The organism is Pseudomonas sp. LH21 (genome assembly GCF_036549575.1).
GTDB classification, from domain to species: Bacteria; Pseudomonadota; Gammaproteobacteria; order Pseudomonadales; family Pseudomonadaceae; genus Aquipseudomonas; species Aquipseudomonas peradeniyensis.
Genome location: NZ_CP144367.1, coordinates 3,276,270 through 3,293,536, shown reverse-complemented (window position 1 = coordinate 3,293,536; position 17,267 = coordinate 3,276,270). Strand labels below are relative to the sequence as shown.

Below are 17,267 nucleotides of genomic sequence, written 5' to 3'. Positions count from 1 at the left end.
TCTGGGCAGGCAAGGTGGTGTTCAGTGTAGGGGATCAGCGATTCATCGGCGCGACGAAACGGCTGTGCGCGGTGCTGCGGATGCCCGGCTGGTCGCTGTCCTGGATCTCGAACGTCAGCTCCTGGGAACTGCTGCTCGGGCGGTCGGCGAGCATCGCCACCGACACCGGCAGCTCACTCATCTCGCCGGCGGCGATGGTGAACTCGGTGCGCCCGTGCAGCTCGAAGCCGTCGGCATCCACCAGGCGCAGGCGATAGTGCTGCGCTTCCTGGGTCTTGTTGATGATCTTGAGCAGGTAGATGTTCTCGATCTGGCCCAGGGCGTTCTCGCGGAACAGGCCACGGTCCTTGATCACATCCATCGACACCATCGGGCGCATCTGCAGGGCGACCACCAGGGCGCCGATCATCACCGTCAGCGCGGCGGCGTAGCCCAGCAGGCGAGGGCGCAGCCAGTGGGTCTTGCCGCCTTGCAGGTTATGCTCGGACTTGTAGCCGATCAGGCCGCGGGCATAGCCCATCTTGTCCATCACCCCGTCGCAGGCGTCGATACAGGCGGCGCAGCCGATGCAGGCCATCTGCAGACCCTCGCGGATATCGATGCCGGTGGGGCAGACCTGCACGCACAGGGTGCAGTCGATGCAGTCGCCCAGGCCCTGGCTGCGCGGGTCGCTGCCTTTCTTGCGCGGGCCACGGGCTTCGCCGCGGCTAGGGTCGTAGGCCACCGCCAGGGTGTCCTTGTCGAACATCACGCTCTGGAACCGCGCATAGGGGCACATGTGCATGCACACCGCTTCGCGCAGCCAGCCGGCGTTGAGGTAAGTGGCACCGGTGAAGAACAGGATCCAGAACAGCGCCACGCCACCCAGCTCGAAGCTGAACAGCTCGGCGGCCAGTGGACGGATCGGGGTGAAGTAGCCGACGAAGGTCAGGCCGGTGAGCAGGCCGATGGCCAGCCACAGGCCGTGCTTGAGGCCGCGCCGGGCGATCTTCTCGACGCCCCAGGGTGCGGCGGCCAGCTTGATGCGCTGGTTGCGGTCGCCTTCGGTGATCTTCTCGCACCACATGAACAGCCAGGTCCAGGTGCTCTGCGGGCAGCTGTAGCCGCACCAGACACGCCCGGCGAACACCGTGATGGCGAACAGGCCGAAGGCGCAGATGATAAGCAGCGCCGACAGCAGGATGAAGTCCTGCGGCCAGAAGGTCGCGCCGAAGATGTGGAATTTGCTTTCGGCCAGGTCCCAGAGCACGGCCTGGCGGTCGCCCCACTGCAACCAGGCGGTGCCGAAGAACAGTACGAACAGCAAGCCGGCAAAGGCGATCCGCAGGTTGCGGTAGAAGCCGGTGAAGCTGCGGGTGTGAATGTCGCCGGTCACCTGGCTTTTGCTCTTGTGGGTGGCGGGGGCAATCTCGATGACTCGGAAGGGGATTCTATCGCTCATGGTTCATCGCTCATCAGGCCTCGATCAGGCCAGGGCACTATGGCCCTCGATCTGTTTTCAGCACAGGCCCAGATATTGAGAGAAAAACCATATCAGATGCTTTTGATCTTTTCTCAGGCCCTGTATTACGCAGCATTGAGCGCCTAGTCGCAGATGCCTGCGGCTATCCACCGCACCTCGGCCTCAGGCTGCGTGGTTCCGTTTGGCAGGGTGCAAGGCACGCGGTGCGCGTGCCGTGGTCATCTGTAGAACAAATCGGGAGGCAACCGATGGAAACATTCTGGCACTCGATGCTCGAGGCCTTGCAGGCCGAGTTCGCCGATGTCACCGACGAGCGCGAGGTCGCCCGTATCTTGATCCGCCTGCTGATGGCTGCCCTGCTGGGAGCGGTGCTGGGCTTCGAGCGCGAGAGCAAGGGCAAGGCCGCGGGGGGGCGCACGCACATGCTGGTGTCGATGGGGGCGGCGTTGTTCGTGCTGGCGCCGAGCATGGCCGGCGCCGACGAGCAGGCGTTGAGCCGGGTGATCCAGGGTATCGTCGCCGGCATCGGCTTTCTCGGAGCGGGCACGATTCTCAAGGGCAGCGGCCAGGACACCAGCCACGTCAAGGGCCTGACCACGGCCGCCGGGCTGTGGATGACCGCAGCCATCGGCACCGCCGCAGGCATGGGGCGCGAGGCCACGGCGTTGGTCAGCACCGTGCTGGCGCTGCTGGTACTGGCCAGCATGCCGCTGCTGGTGGACAAGATCGAGGGCGAGGCGCGGGAGAGGAAGGATGGGGAGGACGAGGAGGGCAGGAAGCACTGAGGGGAGCCGAAGCTCCCCTCATAAGCGTTGTTGCCTGCTCTTTTCTTATTATTGGAGACGGGCCTGTTGTTGTTTTTGTCGGCGATTGTCTCTGCATTGCGGGGCCCCCAACCGGGGCCAAGAGCAAACGTATTTTTTTGAGCGCTGACCTGCGTTCATCCAACGTGATCCAACCTTGACTGCCGCTACCTTGGAGGTAGTTTTATTGTTCTGTGTCAGGCTGCGGGGTCGGGACCCCTGGAAAGCACGTCGACTCCAAAAAAATCTGCTTGCTACGCCTCTGCCGTGTTGTTCTTGTTATGTCAGAGCCGTTTACTGTTGTTTTTATTGGGTATCGCGTTTTTTGTTCTTGTTATGCCAAAAGATATAGCAGGTGGCGTGCCAACTTTTTAAAAGCCTTTAAAATCAACGACTTGATGATTTTTAGGAAAAACTGACACGTGAGAATCTGTCGATTTGTTTCCCTGTTACCCGATTTTTTTCTGCAATGCGTGTAGGCGGTAACACTCCGCCCACACCTGTGTGACACGCGTATGACTCAGCGCACGCCACGTGCCCGCGCCACCCGCGAACCGGTGGCGCGCCCCAGCACTTCGCTGATGCGCAGGCCGGCGGCGATCAGCTTGTCCAGGTCGATCCCGGTCTCGATGCCCAGCCCCTGCATCAGGTACACCACGTCCTCGCTGGCGACGTTACCGGTGGCACCCTTGGCGTACGGGCAACCGCCCAGGCCCGCCACCGAGCTGTCGAACACGCTGATGCCCTCCAGCAGGCCGGCATAGACGTTGGCCAGGGCCTGGCCGTAGGTGTCGTGGAAGTGCCCGGCCAGCTGCTCGCGGGGTACCTGGGCCGCGACCACCTCGAACAGGCGGCGGGTGTCACCGGCGGTGCCGGTACCGATGGTGTCACCCAACGACACCTCGTAGCAGCCCATGTCGTGCAGGGCGCGGGCCACCGGCGCGACCTGCTCGGCGCTGATACGCCCCTCGTAGGGGCAGCCGAGCACGCAGGACACATAGCCGCGCACCCGCACACCCTGGCTGCGGGCGGCGTCCATGATCGGCTCGAAGCGCTTGAGGCTGTCATTGATCGAGCAGTTGATGTTGCGCTGCGAGAAGGCTTCCGAGGCCGCCGCGAACACCGCCACTTCCTTCACCCCGGCGGCCAGGGCATCCTCGAAACCGCGCAGGTTGGGTGCCAGGGCCGCATAGGTGACGCCTTCGCGCTGGCGGATACCGGCGAACACCTCGGCGGAACCGGCCATCTGCGGCACCCACTTGGGCGAGACGAAACTGCCCACCTCGATGTAACCGAGACCGGCATCGGTGAGGTCGTCCACCAGTCGCACCTTGTCGGCGACGCTGATGGGCTGGGCTTCGTTCTGCAGGCCGTCGCGCGGGCCGACTTCGACCAGGCGGACATTCTTGGGCAATGACATGGCGGGCTTCCTGTGGCGGATCAACGGTGGGGGTGCGACGGGTTCAGGGTGGCGGCCAGGGCCTGCTCGCAGCGCTCCTGGGCGGTGTCCAGCTCCAGGTGCATCTGCTGGATGTCGAGCATCTGCTGTTCGAGCTGGGCGCGGCGTTCGGCGATCTTGGCCAGCATGCTGGTGAGCTGCTTCTGGTTGCCGCTGGTGGGGTCGTAGAGTTCGATCAGCTCCCGGCATTCGGCCAGCGAGAAGCCGATGCGTTTGCCGCGCAGGATCAGCTTGAGGGTGACCTTGTCGCGTGCCGAATAGATGCGCTCCAGGCCACGGCGCTCGGGGCTGAGCAGGCCCTGTTCCTCATAGAAGCGGATGGCGCGGGTGGTGATGTCCAGTTCGCGGGACAAATCGGAGATGCTGTAGGTCTGGCTGCTCATGCTTGGGCTCGGGGGAGGGAATGCGAGTAACCTAATGCCAGGTTGACGTATACGTCAAGCAAGCTGTGGGGTTTGCCGGAGCCTCATCGCGGGGCAAGCCCGCTCCCACGTATCATCTCCCGTGGGAGCGGGCTTGCCCCGCGATGAGGCCCGTTCAGGCATTGACCAACCTGCGGTACTCCTTGGGCGTCTGGCCGTCGAGCCGCTTGAAAAACCGCGCAAAGTAGGTCGGATCGCTGAACCCCAGGCTGTCGGAAAGCTGGCCGATGCTCATCCGGGTATACGCCAGGTTGCGCCGCGCCTCGAGCAGCAGGCGCTGGTGGATCACCTGCAGCGCGGATTGTCCGGCCAGCGCACGGCACAGCTGGTTCAACTGCAGGCTGGTGATGCCCAACCGGCTGGCGAACACGTCCACGGCCAAGTGTTCGCGGTAATGCGCCTCGACCAGGCGCAGGTAACGCCCCAGCAACTGCTGGTCCCGTTCGTCCTGGTTGCGCGCGGGCAAGGCCTGCTGCTGGCGGTGGATCCAGACCATCAGCGCGGTGACCAGGGCCTGCAGCATGGGCGCTCGCGCCGGCGCGCTGCCCTGATACTCCTGCTGCAGCGTGTCGATCAGACCGTGCAGGCGCATACGGTCCTGGCCCAGCGGGTAACAGCGGGGGGCCGCCAGTACGCTCAAGGGCGCGCCGAGGCGCTGTTCCAGGTCGACCACCAGGGCCGTGCCGAAGGTCAGCACATGCCCCTGGATGTCTGCGCTGAAGCGAAAGCCATGCACGGTGAGCGGCGGCACCACCTGGATCGCCGCCTCGCGAATCACCCGGCGCTCGCCCTCGATCTCCACTTGGGCCTCGCCCCGTTGCACATAAAGAAGCTGGAACAGTTCGGCATGCCGGTGTGGCTTGATTTCCCAATGGTGCAGGCGGCTGCGCGCCGGGATCGACTCGCAGTGCAGCAGGTCGGTGTCCGGCCAGGCGTGGTGTTCGCCGTACAGCTGGAACAGCGGGATGCCGGGGAGAGGGCTGTGCATGAGGGGATGTCCGTTAATCGAACGAATTTTGCAAAAGTGCAGTTTTTGCCACGGATATCACACGTTTCATGCCAGCTTCGCCAGTAAAAATACAGGTGCAAACCCTAACAGCAGATGTGCGGCCATTGCCAGTACCGGCCGGCATCGTCATCGCGAGACAACAACAATGAAGACTCAGGTTGCAATCATCGGCGCCGGCCCCTCCGGCCTGCTGCTGGGCCAGCTGCTGCACCGTGCGGGCATCGACACGCTGATCGTCGAACGTCAGACCCCTGACTATGTATCGGCGCGCATCCGCGCCGGCGTGCTCGAGCAAGGCACGGTCGACCTGCTGCGCGAGGCCGGGGTGGCCGAGCGCATGGACCGTGAAGGGCTGGTGCATGAAGGCGTCGAATTGCTGGTCAATGGCCGTCGCCAGCGCCTGGACCTGAAGGCGCTGACCGGTGGCAAGACGGTGATGGTGTACGGCCAGACCGAGGTCACCCGCGACCTGATGCAGGCGCGCCAGGCCAGCGGGGCGCCGATCATCTATTCGGCGGACAATGTCCGCCCCCATGCCATCGACGGCGAGCGGCCTTATCTCACCTTCGACAAGGACGGTCGCCAGCACCGGGTCGACTGCGACTACATCGCCGGCTGCGACGGCTTCCATGGCGTGGCCCGGCAGAGCATTCCGGCCGATGTGCTGAAGGTGTACGAGCGGGTCTATCCGTTCGGCTGGCTGGGGCTGCTGGCCGACACCCCACCGGTCAACCATGAGCTGATCTACGCCCACCATGAACGTGGTTTCGTGCTGTGCAGCCAGCGCTCGCAGACCCGCAGCCGCTACTACCTGCAGGTGCCCTTGCAGGAGCGGGTCGAGGACTGGTCCGACACGCGCTTCTGGGATGAACTCAAGGCGCGCCTGCCGGCGGAGGTGGCCGCGCAACTGATCACGGGGCCGGCGCTGGAGAAGAGCATCGCGCCGCTGCGCAGTCATGTGCTCGAGCCCATGCAGCATGGCCGTTTGTTCCTGGTGGGCGACGCCGCCCATATCGTCCCGCCGACCGGCGCCAAGGGGCTGAACCTGGCGGCGTCGGACGTCAACTATCTGTACCGGATCCTGGTCAAGGTTTACCGCGAGGGCCGCACCGACCTGCTGGCTCAATACTCGCCCATGGCCCTGCGACGGGTGTGGAAGGGTGAGCGTTTCAGCTGGTTCATGACTTGTCTGCTGCACGATTTTGGCGAGCATCAGGACGACTGGGACCGCAAGATGCAGGAGGCCGACCGCGAGTATTACCTTGGCTCACTGGCTGGCCTTGCCAATATTGCCGAGAACTATGTGGGGCTGCCGTTCGAGGCCGTGGAATAGAACAGTGGAGGACCGCTTTGCGGTCCAATCGCCGGCAGCGGCGCCGGTTTCTACTGTTCAAGCAGCGTCACCATCTCCCGATACCCGCGCTGGCGGGCATGCTCCAGCGCGGTCACACCCTCCTTGTCGGCGATCCGTGGATCCGCGCCGGCCGCCAGCAGCCGGCGCACGATCTCCACATGCCGCGGGCCGCCATCGCCGAGGATCACCGCCTCGAGCAGCGCGGTCCAGTGCAGGCGGTTGAGATGGTTCACGTCGACGCCGGCATCGATCAACAGTTGCACGGTCTCGACATGGCCGCGCTCGGCGGCCGGAATCAGCGCGGTGCCGCCGTAGCGGTTGGTGCTCCCCAGGTCGGCGCCATGGGCCAGGGTCAGGCGCAGGATGTCGTTCAACCCGCGCGCGCCGGCATACAGGTAGGGGCTGTCGTTGATGTTGTCCTTGGCGTTGACGTCGGCCCCGGCCTCGATCAGCACCTTGGCCACGTCCACCAGGTTGGCGTGGGTGGCGACCAGCAGCGCGGTCTGGCCCTGGTCGTTGCGGGTATCAGGCCGGGCGCCGCGGTCGAGCAACTGACGCACGGCAGGGACGTCGCCGCGGCGGGCGGCATCGAGCAAGGGGGTATTCATGGCTGAGGCCTCGGCATGGGTGGCAAGGCTCAGGCTCAACAGCAAGGCGGCGAACGGCAGGCGCATGGGCATCGGTTCCTTGTGCGACGAAGCTTAAATTTAGGGCCCCAGGCTTTGTAGCAGAAGTGAATTATCTGGATGCAACCCAGTGTATTTGCGCATGTTGCCGGGTATCGGCACCCATGGTAGAAGTCAGGCTTGTCATTCAGAAGCCGAATACCGAGATGTCTTCCAGCGTAAAACCGAATAGGGCCCTGTTCGACCTCGACCTGCTGCGCGCCATCGTCGTGGTGGCCGATTGCGGCAGTTTCACCACCGCCGCCGCGCGTCTGCACTCCACCCAGTCGACCATCAGCCAGAAGGTTCGCCGCCTCGAAGACATGGTCGGCCATCGCCTGCTGGTGCGCGGCAACCGCGACGTGCTGCCCACCGATGCCGGACAGACCTTGCTCGGCTATGCCCGGCACATGCTGGCCTTGAACGACCAGATGCTCGAAGCCCTGGCCGGGGCCATGGTCGGCGTCACCGTGCGCCTGGGGGTGCCGGAGGATTTCGTCGGCGGACGCACCACCAACGCGCTGTCCGCGTTCAGCCGGCGCCACCCGCAGGTCAAGCTGGAGGTTACCAGCGGCCTGTGCCGCGACCTCAGCCAGGCCTACGACAACGGCGAGCTCGACCTGGTGCTGCTCAAGCAGCGGCGCAACAGCCGCGAGGGCGTGGCCTGCTGGCCGGAGCGGTTGCAGTGGATCGACAGCGTACGCACGCCGTCCTTCGAACTCGACCCGATTCCGCTGGTGACCTTTCCGCCACGCGGCCTCTACCGCGACGACATGATCAGTGCCATCGAAGGCATGGGCCGGCGCTGGCGCATCAGCTTCACCAGTTCCAGCCTCAGCGGGATCCAGGCAGCGGTGGCCGACGGCATGGGCATCAGCCTGCTTCCTCCACGCGCGGCGCTGGGCGAGCACCGGGTGCTGGGTGCCGAGCAAGGGCTGCCTGACGTGGACAGCTACGAGATCGTGATCGTGCATCGGCCGACGGCGGACGTGATGGTCAAGGCGCTGGCCGAGGTGCTGACGGAGTTGCTGGCGCAGCGGGCGATCTGATGCCGCCCTCGCGGGGCCTTGATGCGGCGTGCCCCGCGAGGGCGTCTTTTCATTCCCCGCAGCAGTGGGATTTTTCCGGGGCACCGTCATAGCGATCATGATGCCGTACCCAGTCCATCGTCCCTTCCTCGTTGCGCCCCAGTGGCGCCAGGTCGAGGAAGTTGTAGGCGTTGACCAGGATGTCCAGGCCACGGGCATAGGTGGAATAGGTGTGGTACAGGCTGCCGTCGGCCTCCCGGTAGAACGCGCTCAGCCCGGGCAGCTCCGCCTCGTTGCCGGTATAGGGTTCATAGTTGTACTGGGCGCTGCCGTCGGTGGCGACACTGACCCCGAAGTCCTGGTTGAAGCGGCTGCCATGCGAGGAGAACCACGGGAAGCACCAGCCCATGCGCTGGCGGAACGCCTGGAACTCGGCATAGGGCGCCCGCGACACCGCCACCAGGGACACGTCATGGTGGGCCAGGTGCAGGTTGGCGCCGTCGAAGTGGTCGGCGAGGAACGAACAGCCCGGACAGCCTTCGTCCCAGCCTTCGGCGAACATGAAGTGATAGACCAGCAACTGGCTGCGTCCGGCGAACAGCTCGGTCAGGCCCAGCTCGCCGTGCGGGCCGTGGAATCGATAGTCCTGTTCCACCCGCACCCAGGGCAGGGCGCGGCGGGCGGCGGCGAGTTCATCGCGTTGATGGGTGAAGGCTTTCTCGTGCAGCCAGAGCTGCTGGCGGGCGGCAAGCCACTGGCTGCGCGTGACCACGGCATGCTTGGGGATGGGATGGCTCATGGGCGTGACTCCACGCTGGGGGTTCACCAGGTGGTCGAACAGCTAGCGAATGTTTCGACAGGCCTTGTGCCGTTACCGACAAATGGTCACGCAAACCGGGGAAAAAGGAACCGCGGCGCCAGGGAGAGCAAACACCGCGGTCCAAGGGGGGAGCCCGTCACTGCTGGGTTACAGTCGCCGAGTTGGCATTGCCATATTGGGTGATGGTTGCAGTCTGGCTTGCGCCGCTCTGGTCGACGAACGCCTGGTTGCCGTTGCCACCCTGGGTCACGTAGGCAAGGTTGGCCACGTCGGTCTGCTTGATGGTGGCCTCGTTGCCATTGCCGTACAGCTGGTAGGTGTAGCTTTGGTTGCCACTGCCCGACTGGTCGAGGGTGATGCTGCCGCCATTGCCGGCGGCCAGGCCTTCGGCGTAGTTGGCGGTGCCGCGCTGGTCGGCGATGAGCAGGTTGTCGCTGCCGTTCTGCTCGAAGTACAGCTCGTTGTTGCTGTCGGCCTGGCGGGTTTCCATCTGGTTGCGGTTGCCGTTCTGGTCCAGCCGCGCGACCTGGGCGTTGCCTTCCTGGGTGATGTTGACCCCGTTGCCATTGCCGCTCTGGTTGATCTGCGCCTGCTGCCCGACGCCGAACTGCCCACCGGATTTTTCGCCCTTCCAGTTGCTGGCCATGATCTTGTTGGCATTGCCCGCCGTGCTGATGGTCAGGCTGTGGTTGTCACCGGTCTGGTAGGTGAAATGCAGGTTGTTGTTGCCTACCTGCGAAATACTGGTCACCGCCTGGTTGGTCTCGTACTGGTCCGACCAGCTGGCGTTGCCGCGGCCGGTCTGGCTGAGGCCGGCGCTGTTGCCCTGGCCGAAGCTCTGGTCGATGTAGCCTTCGTTGGCCTGGCCATTCTGGTACACGCTGGCCTGGCTGGCGGCCTGGTTGTCCTGCCACACCTCCACCGAGTTGCCGGTGCCGTACTGGTCGATGCCGATGGTGCCGCCCAGGCCGTCGCGCTGGTCGCCATAGGCCCAGTTCTGCTTGCCCTCCTGATAGATCGCGATATCGCCGTCCTGGTGAGTCATGTGCTCGGCGGCCGCCTGGTTGCCGGTGCCGCCCTGCATGATCACGCTCTTGTTGTTGCTGCCACCGAACAGCTGCTCGACCGTGGCCTCGTTGCCATGGCCCGATTGCAGGGTGGTGGCCTGGCTGCCCAGCTGGGTGTCCTGCCAGATGACCGAGCGGTTGCCGCTGCCCAGCTGGATCTGCAGGGACTCGTTGTTCTCGCCCACCGACTGGCTGGCGAAGGCGTCGTTGAGGCTGCCGCCGGACTGCTGGGTGATCTGGCTGCCGTTCTCGTACAGCTGCTCGGCGTAGCCGGCGTTGAACGAGCCGGTGGCGCTCTGCTGGATATGGCTGGTGCTGCTGTCCTGCAGCGCCATGTGGTTGTGGTCGTGGCCGGCCTGGTCCTGCGTGGCCGAGGCGAACGGCGCCTGGCTCTGCTTGACCTCGGCAATGTTCTGGTTGCCCTGCTGGGACTGGGTCGAGATGCTGTCGTCGGCCATGGCCTGGCCGGCAAGGGCCAGGACGATGGCAGCGCTCAGGGGGGCGAGCTTGTGCATGGTGTTGCCTCCAGATCTGTCGTGTTGGGCCTAGCGGTATTGGCTGACATGGACCTGCTGGCCGTTGCCGGCCTGGGTCACGGTGCTGTTCAGCCCCGTGCCGCGCTGGTCGATGGTGGCGCTGTTGTGGTTGCCGATCTGCTCGATGGCGGCGCTGTTGTCGCTGCCGTTCTGGCGGATCGTGGCGTTGTTGCCCTGGCCCTGCTGGCTGATCGCGGCGGTCAGGTCGCTGCCTTCCTGCAGGATGTACGCTTCCTGCGCGCTCCCGGCCTGGACGATCCGGCCCAGCAGGGCCTGGCCGTTCTGGTCGAGGGCGGCGCGGTTGCCCGTGCCCAGCTGCTCGATCACCGCGACCTGGCCGGCAGCGGCCGGCAGCAGGCGCAGCATCAGCGGCTCGCCGAGGTCGCTGCCGGCGGCGAGGTCGGCGTTGTCCATCAGGTCGTCGGCCAGGGCCTGGCCTGTGAGGGCCAGGCTCAGCAGCAGTGGGTACAGGGCGTTCATGGCATCCCTCCGGGGTTTACTGCACCACCACGTTGACCGTGCGCGTGGTGCCCTGGCTGCTGGTCACCGTGGCGGTCGGCGCGGCGGTGGGCACCAGGGTCGTGCTGTTGCTCACCGTCAAGCGCCAGCGGCCGGTGACCGGCACGGTGGTGGTACCGAGGGTCTGCACGCCGGTGGTGGTGGTCACGCGCACGGTGATGGTGTTGCCGGTGGTCACCGAGGATGTGCCGCTGATATCCCAGTTGAAGCGGTTGTTCGAGCGCGCCGTGACCGTCGCCGCGGTGACCGCGAAGGTTTCCTGGGCCGGCCGTGGCGACACCTGCACGGTGACCGTGCCGGGCGTCGAGGTGGCGCCGATCGAGTCACGGGCGATGTAGCTGAAGCTGGTGGTGAAGGCTGCGCTCACCGTGGCCGGTGGCGTATAGGTGATCACGTTGCCGTCGGTGCTGACCGTGCCGCGTCCGGCCGGGGTCGGCTGGGTGACGCTGGCGATGGTCAGCGGCAGGTTGCCTTCCGGGTCGGTGTCGTTGGCCAGGGCGTTGATGGTCACGGGCACGCCGAGGGTGGCGGCGCTGTCGGCCACCGCGCTTGGTGGACGGTTCGGCGCGACGTTGACGGTCACCGTGGCCGGGGTCGACTTCAGTCCCTTGGCGTCCTGGGCGCGGTAGCTGAAGGTCGCCACCACGGGCGCGGTGGCGCCGGCGGGTGGGGTGTAGGTCACCGCGGTGGTACCGTTGAGCACCACGCCGCCCAGGCCGGTACCCGGCTGGGTAAGGTCGGTAATGCTCAGTGGCACGTTGCCGTCCGGGTCGCTGTCGTTGGCCAGCAGGTTGAGGGTGATCGGCACCCCGACACTGGTGCTGCCGCTGTCGGCCTGGGCCACCGGAGCCTGGTTCTCGGCTGGCACCGGGGCATTGCCGACCACCACCACTGGCTCCACGTCGATACCGCCGTGGGCCGACTTGACGGTGATGCTGGCGGGTGGCTGGGCCAGGTCGTTGACCGTCAGGCTCTGCTGCACGCCGGACTTGGACATGCGCCCGAAGCCCTGTACGAGCAGGTCGGGCACCACCACTTCATCGCTGGAACGGGCCTCGACCAGCAGGCGCTTGGCGCTCCAGTCGTAGCGTGCGGTGGCGACCTTGACCACATCGCTGAGCTTGCTCGACAGCGCCGTCGGCCGCGTGGTGCCGGCCGGGCTGCTGGCGGTGACCACCACCACCGACGGTGGCACGGCCTGGCTCAGTTGCTGACTGAAGAACAGCCCGTTGTTGTCGGCGAGCATGCTGAACTGGCATGGCGACGGCGGCGAGCCGATCAGCGCCAGGCCGTTGCGCAGGCACAGGCTGGCGCTGTTCGGCGCCTTGGCGAAGACCTCGACGCGGGTGCCGGCGGCGTTGCGCTGGTAGGTGGCGCGCTCCAGCGTCACCGGGGTCTGCTGGCGCTGGTCGAGGACCTTGCCGGAGACGGTGAAGACGTTGGTCTGGATGGTGCCCGCCGGGCCCTGGATGCGCACGAAGTTGGTGTTGTTCGGGCTGCCGGTCACCGCCTCGGTGATGTTCGGGTCGCCGACGAAGGTTTCGGTGGCGCCGGTGTCCGGGTTGACCTCGGTGTACGGGCCGCCGACACCGCGCAGGAACGGGCCGAGGTTGCCGTTCAGGGCACCGCTGAAGTTGCCCGGCGCGCCGATGCCGATGTCGCGGGTGATGTTGATCGCCCGCCGGCCGGCGGTGGTCACGTTGACCGTCTCGACCCCGAACGGGTGGGTGATGGTGTAGGTGCCGGTGCGCGGCACCGAGGCGCGGATGCGGATGCGGGCGAAGCTCTGCTGGTCGCCGTTGACCGGGTTCTCGGCGGCGAAGGCCGCCTCGAGGCCGGCGACATAGACTTCCAGCTCGTAGCCGCTGTTGCCCACCTGCGGGATCTCGGTCTCGGCCAGGAACCAGAACATCTCCGGCGGCCAGTTGTCCGGGAACACCAGCGGCAGGGCGTCGTCGTAGACCCCGGGCTCGGGCAGCAGCGTGCACATGTAGGCTGGCGCGCCCGGCGCGCCCGGTGCCCGCGAGCTGGTGGCGCGTGACTGGCACAGCTCCAGGGCGAGGTTGTTGGCATCCTTGTACCACATCGGGTAGCCCCCGGTGGCGAAGGTGTAGGGGCCGGGATCGACCTCGCTCAGCGCGGCCCAGGCCACGCTGCTGACGCTAAGGGTGAAACCGGCGGCGCACAGCGCCCGACGCGACCAAGTATTCATGCGGCCTCCTTGAAGGCGGTGTCTGTTCATGGCACCAGCACCACGTCTTCGTTGTCGCTGCCGCCGTGGCTGCTGGTGACTTGCACCTGCGCCGGCGGGATGGGTGACAGCCCGGTGGTCAGGGACTTGACCGCGCCGTTGCCGCTCAGGTTGCCGATCAGCGCGCCGTTGCCGGTGCGGGCGGTGAGGGCGGGCGGGCTGGTCTCGTCGCTGCTGCTGGCAACCAGGGTCAGCTGGCCGCTGGCCAGGCTGTATTCGGCGCGGCTGATGGTCACCAGGTCGGTCAGCGGCATGGCGGCGCTGGTCGGCGTGCTGGTGGCGATGGCCAGGCTGTTGTCGGCGGTCACCTGCAGGGTCAGCGGCAGGGTCGGGTTGAGCGCCGACTGGGCGTACCAGGCACCGGTGCCATTGGCCTCGCCCAGGGGCAGGGGTGGCGTCTGGCTGGTCAGGGTGACCGTGGCCGGCGCCGGCGGCGCCATCACGAACACATCCTGCTGGGCCCGCAGGTCGCCGTTGACGGTGTGCCGCGAGTAGGTGCTGCGCTGCGGGATCAACGGCGTCGGCCGGTTGACCGTGGACAGCTTGCCGGAGATGGCGAACAGCTCGGTGCGCAGGTCGAGGCCGTTGGGGCCCTCGATGCGCACGAAGTTGGTGTTGAACGGGCTGCCGGTGACCGGCTCTTCCAGGTTCGGGTCGCCGATGTAGCGTTCGCTGGCGCCGGTGCCCGGGTTGGTTTCGGTGTAGGGGCCGTTGACGCTGCGCAGGAACGGTCCGACGTCGCCTTTGAGCGCGCCGCTGTAGTCGCCGGGAGAGCCGATGCCGATGTCGCGGGTCATGTTGATCGCCCGGCGCCCGCCCGCCGCCACGTCGAACACGTCGACGCCGTAGGGATGGGTGATGGTGTAGGTACCGGCCACCGGCACATCGACGCGGATGCGCACCCGGGCGAAGCTGACCTGGTCGCCATCCACCGGTTCCTCGGCGGCGAAGGCAGCCTCGATGGCCGAGCCGAAGCTCAGGTCGATACCGCGGGCGGCATCGACGATGGCGGCATCGGCGGTGAACCAGAAAGCCTCGTCGGGGAAGTTGCTGGGGAAGACGATCGGCTGGGTATCGTCGAACACGCCGGGTGTGGGCAGCAGCGTGCACATGTACGACGGCGCGCCGGGGGCACCGGCGACCCGTGAGCTCACCGCCTTGGACAGGCACAGGTCGAGCACTCGGCCATGGCTGTCCTGGTACCAGGCGGGGAACTTGCCGGTGGGCAGGGTATACGGGCCGCTGTCGACCGCATACAGCGCAGCCTGGGCCGGTAGCTGGAGCAGGCCGGCGAAGATCGCCACGGCCAGCGGGTGGGGAGTCGGTCGGTGCATGAGTTGCTTCCTCCTGCAAACGGGCCCATGGGTTGGGGCGTCTGCAGAGGCATCGGCAACTGTTGTGCCAGGTTTGCTGGATTGCAGGGCAGGGGCTTTGAAACGAGGGTTTCAGCGCTTCTGGAAAATATCCGTCGAGGTCTGGCGGGTGGGCGGGAGGACCCAGCATTGGGGAATGGGGTAGGGCTTTCAGGTGTTCGCCGATAGCCTTGCAGCGCTTATGAGATCGAGCGCCGCCCGCGCGGCGCATCGCGACGCAAGGCCGCTCCTACATCTGTTTCGGGCCAGTCAATCCTGTGCCATCACCTGGTACGCCTTGTTGGTACGACGCGGTTTCAGTGTGGGCACCAATGGCGCTCCACCTGTCTCAAGACATGTGCCAAGGCGGGCAACCATGGCCTGACAGGTTTGGCACGTTGCAACAAATGTAGGAGCGGCCTTGCGTCGCGATGCGCCGCGCGGGCGGCGCTCGATCTGATAGGCGCTGAAAATTCCCCGGCATACATCACCCGGCATACCCCTCCCAGCGCATACCTGATGACTGCCAACGATTTCTGACGCACACTGCCGAAAAATCCGATGCCCATTGCCCCGCCTTAGCGGGGCACCCCTGGAGCACGCAATGGCGCGACAACTTCCAACAACAAACGCCAACGACCCGCTGCAGCAATCCCGCCTGGTCCGCCTGAAACTGGCCAATGAAGGCGAGCTGCCCTCCGGCATGCTGCGTGATGAGATCGACGCCTCCTGGCGCCGCAGCCTCGGCCACGGCCTGGACTGCCTGCAGGGCGAGCAGGTGGGCCTGGGCATCCGCCATGGCCTGGACCTGCGCGCGCTGCTGGAGCACAACCGGCTGCTGATCGACGCGGTCACCCCCGAACTGGATTACCTGGTCAAGCGCCAGGGCAAGAGCGGCATCGTCATCCTCGGTGATGCCCAGGCCAACGTACTGGCCATCGAGGGCCAGAAGCAGACACTCGAGCGCGAGGGCCTGCGCGACCTGCACCCGGGCAGTTGCTGGAGCGAGGCCCTGCGCGGCACCAACGCCATCGGCACGGCGGTGGTCGAGGGGCAGCCGACCCTGATCAACTGCGGCGAGCACTATCTCGACCGGCTCAGCCCGTTCTCCTGCACTTCGGTGCCCCTGCGCGATCCGCGTGGCGAGGTGATCGGCGTGCTTGATGTGACCCGTGAAGGCGTCATGGCCCAGCCCCAGGACAGCCTCACCACGCTGCTGCTGGCCGCCGGCAATATCGAAAGCCGGTTGTTCGGGCTGTATCACCCCGAGCACCTGGTGTTGGCCTTCCACAGTCGGCCGCAGTACCTGGCCAGCGCCTGGCAGGGCCTGCTGGCGCTGAGCCTGGAAGGCGAGGTGCTGGCGGCCAACGACAATGCCTGCCAGTTGCTGCAGATGCCGCGCCAGACACTGCTTGGGCGGCGCAGCAGCGACCTGCTGGGCGAGCGTTCGCCGGCATTCATCGCCCGCCTGTGGCAGGGCGGTGTCAGCAGCGTGCAGACCGCCAAGGGCGAATTCTTCTTCCGCGCCTTGCAGCTGCCACGGCATGGCCGTATCAGTGGTCCGACGCCCGCCGCCAGGCCGGCCGAACCGGCCAAGACCCAGGCCCTGGAGGCCCTGGCCGGCGGCGATGCACGCCTGGCGCGTGCCCTGCGCATGGCCCGCCAGGGCCTGGCCAATGGCTTGCCGGTGCTGCTGTTGGGCGAAACCGGTACCGGCAAGGAAGTTGCCGCCCGTGCCCTGCACCAGTCCGGCCCGCGGGCCGACAAGCCGTTCGTGGCGGTCAACTGCGCGGCGATTCCCGAGGGCCTGATCGAGTCCGAGCTGTTCGGCTACCGTGAGGGCGCCTTCACCGGCTCGCGCCGTGGCGGCATGGTCGGGCGGCTGATGCAGGCCCATGGCGGCACGCTGTTCCTCGACGAGATCGGCGACATGCCACTGGCCTTGCAGGCGCGCCTGTTGCGTGTCCTGCAGGAGCGTCGGGTGGCGCCGCTGGGCGCCGGCGACGAGCAGGACATCGACGTGGCGCTGATCTGCGCCACCCACCGTGACCTCAAGCGACTGGTCGCCGACAAGCAGTTCCGCGAAGACCTCTACTACCGGGTCAACGGCGTATCCCTGCGCCTGCCGGCACTGCGCGAGCGCGACGACCTGGCGACGCTCATCCAGGGCCTGCTGGACAAGTCCGGGGCCAGGGGCGTGCGCCTCGATGCGCCATTGGTGGCGCTGCTGGAGAACTTCGACTGGCCGGGCAACATCCGCCAGCTGGAGATGGTGGTGCGCACCGCCCTGGCGATGCGCGAGGAGGGCGAGCAGGTGCTGACCCTCGACCACCTCACCGACTGCCTGCTCGACGAGCTGGCCAGCGGCGCCGCGCCGTCCGGCAGCCTGCGCGACAACGAACTGGAGCTGATCCGCGCCGCCCTGGCCCGGCATCAGGGCAACGTCTCGGCAGCGGCCGAGGCCCTGGGCATCAGCCGCGCGACGCTGTACCGCAAGCTCAAGCAGTTGCGTGGTTGAGC

General features: G+C 66.4%; 14 protein-coding genes. 4 read left to right on the top strand and 10 right to left on the bottom strand.

From position 1 onward, the window contains the following. Positions 1 to 34 precede the first annotated feature (34 nt). Positions 35 to 1,441 (bottom strand): cytochrome c oxidase accessory protein CcoG, encoded by a 1,407-nt coding sequence (ccoG, locus tag VUG52_RS14970; protein WP_050705318.1) that lies wholly within the window; start codon positions 1,439 to 1,441, stop codon positions 35 to 37. Positions 1,442 to 1,710: 269 nt separating this feature from the next. Between ccoG and VUG52_RS14965 the strand changes: the two genes are divergently transcribed. After that, positions 1,711 to 2,247 (top strand): MgtC/SapB family protein, encoded by a 537-nt coding sequence (locus VUG52_RS14965; protein WP_331831692.1) that lies wholly within the window; start codon positions 1,711 to 1,713, stop codon positions 2,245 to 2,247. Between the two features lie 538 nt (positions 2,248 to 2,785). Here VUG52_RS14965 and VUG52_RS14960 read toward each other — a convergent pair. The 3 genes from VUG52_RS14960 to VUG52_RS14950 all read right to left on the bottom strand — a co-directional run bounded on the left by VUG52_RS14960 (position 2,786) and on the right by VUG52_RS14950 (position 5,134). Next, complete coding sequence (locus tag VUG52_RS14960) at positions 2,786 to 3,685, bottom strand: hydroxymethylglutaryl-CoA lyase (RefSeq protein ID WP_050705320.1); 900 nt, start codon at positions 3,683 to 3,685, stop codon at positions 2,786 to 2,788. Positions 3,686 to 3,705: 20 nt separating this feature from the next. Further along, a complete protein-coding gene (locus tag VUG52_RS14955; protein WP_028692177.1) occupies positions 3,706 to 4,107 on the bottom strand; it encodes a MerR family transcriptional regulator in 402 nt (133 codons plus the stop codon). A 154-nt stretch (positions 4,108 to 4,261) separates the two neighbouring features. Then, complete coding sequence (locus VUG52_RS14950) at positions 4,262 to 5,134, bottom strand: helix-turn-helix domain-containing protein (protein WP_050705321.1); 873 nt, start codon at positions 5,132 to 5,134, stop codon at positions 4,262 to 4,264. A gap of 166 nt (positions 5,135 to 5,300) precedes the next feature. Here VUG52_RS14950 and pobA point away from each other — a divergent pair, with 166 nt between their 5' ends. After that, positions 5,301 to 6,488, top strand: coding sequence for a 4-hydroxybenzoate 3-monooxygenase (gene pobA / locus VUG52_RS14945; RefSeq protein WP_050705322.1), 1,188 nt, complete (start codon positions 5,301 to 5,303; stop codon positions 6,486 to 6,488). Positions 6,489 to 6,538: 50 nt separating this feature from the next. Here pobA and VUG52_RS14940 read toward each other — a convergent pair whose 3' ends face one another. Next, complete coding sequence (locus VUG52_RS14940) at positions 6,539 to 7,183, bottom strand: ankyrin repeat domain-containing protein (protein ID WP_050705323.1); 645 nt, start codon at positions 7,181 to 7,183, stop codon at positions 6,539 to 6,541. A gap of 158 nt (positions 7,184 to 7,341) precedes the next feature. On the opposite strand from VUG52_RS14940, the gene VUG52_RS14935 reads away from it, so the two are divergent. Further along, positions 7,342 to 8,223 (top strand): LysR substrate-binding domain-containing protein, encoded by an 882-nt coding sequence (locus VUG52_RS14935; RefSeq protein ID WP_050705324.1) that lies wholly within the window; start codon positions 7,342 to 7,344, stop codon positions 8,221 to 8,223. A 49-nt stretch (positions 8,224 to 8,272) separates the two neighbouring features. On the opposite strand, the gene VUG52_RS14930 is transcribed toward VUG52_RS14935, so the two are convergent. The 5 genes from VUG52_RS14930 to VUG52_RS14910 form a co-directional block, all read right to left on the bottom strand. Next, the gene (locus VUG52_RS14930) at positions 8,273 to 9,001 is read right to left on the bottom strand and encodes a DUF899 domain-containing protein (protein ID WP_050705325.1); all 729 of its coding nucleotides are present in this window, start codon (positions 8,999 to 9,001) and stop codon (positions 8,273 to 8,275) included. A gap of 157 nt (positions 9,002 to 9,158) precedes the next feature. Beyond that, on the bottom strand, positions 9,159 to 10,604 hold the full coding sequence (locus VUG52_RS14925; protein WP_050705326.1) for a curlin: 1,446 nt from the start codon (positions 10,602 to 10,604) through the stop codon (positions 9,159 to 9,161). A gap of 30 nt (positions 10,605 to 10,634) precedes the next feature. Next, positions 10,635 to 11,105: a curlin gene (locus VUG52_RS14920; protein ID WP_050705327.1), complete on the bottom strand. Its 471-nt coding sequence runs from the start codon at positions 11,103 to 11,105 to the stop codon at positions 10,635 to 10,637. 16 nt (positions 11,106 to 11,121) lie between these two features. Continuing rightward, the gene (locus VUG52_RS14915; protein ID WP_050705328.1) at positions 11,122 to 13,356 is read right to left on the bottom strand and encodes an Ig-like domain-containing protein; all 2,235 of its coding nucleotides are present in this window, start codon (positions 13,354 to 13,356) and stop codon (positions 11,122 to 11,124) included. A 26-nt stretch (positions 13,357 to 13,382) separates the two neighbouring features. Continuing rightward, positions 13,383 to 14,729 (bottom strand): hypothetical protein, encoded by a 1,347-nt coding sequence (locus VUG52_RS14910; protein ID WP_050705329.1) that lies wholly within the window; start codon positions 14,727 to 14,729, stop codon positions 13,383 to 13,385. Positions 14,730 to 15,351: 622 nt separating this feature from the next. Here VUG52_RS14910 and VUG52_RS14905 point away from each other — a divergent pair. Then, the gene (locus VUG52_RS14905; protein WP_050705330.1) at positions 15,352 to 17,265 is read left to right on the top strand and encodes a sigma-54-dependent Fis family transcriptional regulator; all 1,914 of its coding nucleotides are present in this window, start codon (positions 15,352 to 15,354) and stop codon (positions 17,263 to 17,265) included. Positions 17,266 to 17,267: the final 2 nt, after the last annotated feature.

Excerpts from the sequence above, each read along its gene's own strand:
- ccoG (WP_050705318.1), bottom strand. The coding sequence starts at position 1,441 with ATGAGCGATAGAATCCCCTTCCGAGTCATCGAGATTGCCCCCGCCACC.
- VUG52_RS14965 (WP_331831692.1), top strand. The coding sequence starts at position 1,711 with ATGGAAACATTCTGGCACTCGATGCTCGAGGCCTTGCAGGCCGAGTTC.
- VUG52_RS14960 (WP_050705320.1), bottom strand. The coding sequence starts at position 3,685 with ATGTCATTGCCCAAGAATGTCCGCCTGGTCGAAGTCGGCCCGCGCGAC.
- VUG52_RS14955 (WP_028692177.1), bottom strand. The coding sequence starts at position 4,107 with ATGAGCAGCCAGACCTACAGCATCTCCGATTTGTCCCGCGAACTGGAC.
- VUG52_RS14950 (WP_050705321.1), bottom strand. The coding sequence starts at position 5,134 with ATGCACAGCCCTCTCCCCGGCATCCCGCTGTTCCAGCTGTACGGCGAA.
- pobA (WP_050705322.1), top strand. The coding sequence starts at position 5,301 with ATGAAGACTCAGGTTGCAATCATCGGCGCCGGCCCCTCCGGCCTGCTG.
- VUG52_RS14940 (WP_050705323.1), bottom strand. The coding sequence starts at position 7,183 with ATGCGCCTGCCGTTCGCCGCCTTGCTGTTGAGCCTGAGCCTTGCCACC.
- VUG52_RS14935 (WP_050705324.1), top strand. The coding sequence starts at position 7,342 with ATGTCTTCCAGCGTAAAACCGAATAGGGCCCTGTTCGACCTCGACCTG.
- VUG52_RS14930 (WP_050705325.1), bottom strand. The coding sequence starts at position 9,001 with ATGAGCCATCCCATCCCCAAGCATGCCGTGGTCACGCGCAGCCAGTGG.
- VUG52_RS14925 (WP_050705326.1), bottom strand. The coding sequence starts at position 10,604 with ATGCACAAGCTCGCCCCCCTGAGCGCTGCCATCGTCCTGGCCCTTGCC.
- VUG52_RS14920 (WP_050705327.1), bottom strand. The coding sequence starts at position 11,105 with ATGAACGCCCTGTACCCACTGCTGCTGAGCCTGGCCCTCACAGGCCAG.
- VUG52_RS14915 (WP_050705328.1), bottom strand. The coding sequence starts at position 13,356 with ATGAATACTTGGTCGCGTCGGGCGCTGTGCGCCGCCGGTTTCACCCTT.
- VUG52_RS14910 (WP_050705329.1), bottom strand. The coding sequence starts at position 14,729 with ATGCACCGACCGACTCCCCACCCGCTGGCCGTGGCGATCTTCGCCGGC.
- VUG52_RS14905 (WP_050705330.1), top strand. The coding sequence starts at position 15,352 with ATGGCGCGACAACTTCCAACAACAAACGCCAACGACCCGCTGCAGCAA.